The organism is Neorhizobium galegae (assembly GCF_017877135.1).
Taxonomy (GTDB): domain Bacteria; phylum Pseudomonadota; class Alphaproteobacteria; order Rhizobiales; family Rhizobiaceae; genus Neorhizobium; species Neorhizobium galegae_A.
Genome location: NZ_JAGIPH010000017.1, coordinates 1 through 1,322, shown reverse-complemented (window position 1 = coordinate 1,322; position 1,322 = coordinate 1). Strand labels below are relative to the sequence as shown.

The 1,322-nt window shown below is 59.8% G+C and carries 1 protein-coding gene and 1 other annotated feature; the gene reads left to right on the top strand.

The window, feature by feature from the left end; all coding sequences use genetic code 11:
• The first annotated feature begins 54 nt into the window (after positions 1–54).
• Positions 55–1,283, top strand: a protein-coding gene (locus J2858_RS24050; protein ID WP_210107408.1) for an IS3 family transposase whose coding sequence is annotated in 2 segments (ribosomal slippage) — positions 55–349 and positions 349–1,283 — 1,230 coding nt in all. Because the reading frame shifts where the segments join, the coding sequence is not laid out codon by codon here.
• Positions 336–452: a sequence feature (AL1L pseudoknot), on the top strand. It overlaps the preceding gene by 117 nt.
• Positions 1,284–1,322: the final 39 nt, after the last annotated feature.

Here is a 1,322-nt window from a genome sequence, read left to right as displayed (position 1 = left end):
CTGAACCGCGCCGGGTTTGCCGGAGGCTCCAACTTCTGAGAAAGTGGAGCCGATATGAGCAAGACAACGAACAAGTTTTCACCTGAAGTCCGCGAACGTGCCATCCGTATGGTGCTGGACCACGAGTCGGAGCACCCATCGCGGTGGGCGGCCGTTTCATCTATCGCAGCGAAGATCGGCTGCTCACCTGCAACGCTGCACGAATGGGTGAAGAAGACAGAGATCGACAGCGGCAAACGAGCAGGCTTGCCGAGCGACGCAGCCGAGAAGATGAAGGCTCTTGAGCGGGAGAACCGCGAGCTTCGTCAGGCCAACGAGATTTTGCGCAAGGCGTCTGCTTATTTCGCGATGGCGGAGCTCGACCGCCCCTTCAAACGATGATCTCGTTCATCGACGAACACCGTAGCGTGTTCGGGGTCGAGCCAATCTGCAGGCTTTTGCCGATTGCCCCATCAACCTATTACGAGAACGTCGCCAAGCGCTTGGATGTGGACCGCCTGTCGGTTCGCGCCCGCAGCGATATCGGCCTGAAGATCGAGATACGCCGGGTGTTCAATGAGAACTTCCAGGTCTATGGCGTGCGTAAAGTCTGGCGGCAGTTGCAACGCGAAGGCTACGACATCGCCCGCTGCACTGTCGCTCGGCTTATGAGGGCAATGGGGCTGCAGGGCATCATTCGTGGCAAACCCGTCAAAACCACCGTGTCGGACAAGGCCGCGCCTTGCCCGCTCGACCGGGTGAACCGGCACTTTTTCGCGCCTGCGCCCAACATGCTCTGGCTTTCTGATTTCACGTATGTGGCCACTTGGCAGGGCTTTGTTTACGTCGCGTTCGTGATCGATGCCTTCGCTCGCCGCATCGTCGGTTGGCGAGCAAGCCGGACTGCCCATGCGGGTTTCGTTCTCGATGCCCTCGACCAGGCACTTCACGATCGGCGGCCCGTCCACCGTGGCGGACTGGTTCACCATTCCGACCGCGGATCGCAATATGTGTCCATTCGCTATTCCGAACGGCTGGCGGAAGCGGGCATCGAGCCGTCGGTCGGGAGTGTTGGCGACTCCTATGACAACGCTCTCGCTGAAACGATCAATGGTCTTTACAAGGCCGAGGTCATCCATCGGCGAGGGCCATGGAGGAACTTCGAAGCCGTGGAGTTCGCCACTTTGGAATGGGTCGACTGGTTCAACCACCGGCGCCTTCTGGAGCCTATCGGCAACATACCGCCGGCCGAAGCCGAGGAGCAGTATTACGCCATGCTGGACGCACCAGCCTGGGCCGCATAACTTAAACGAAATGGCCTCCGGCAAACCCGGCGCGGTTCA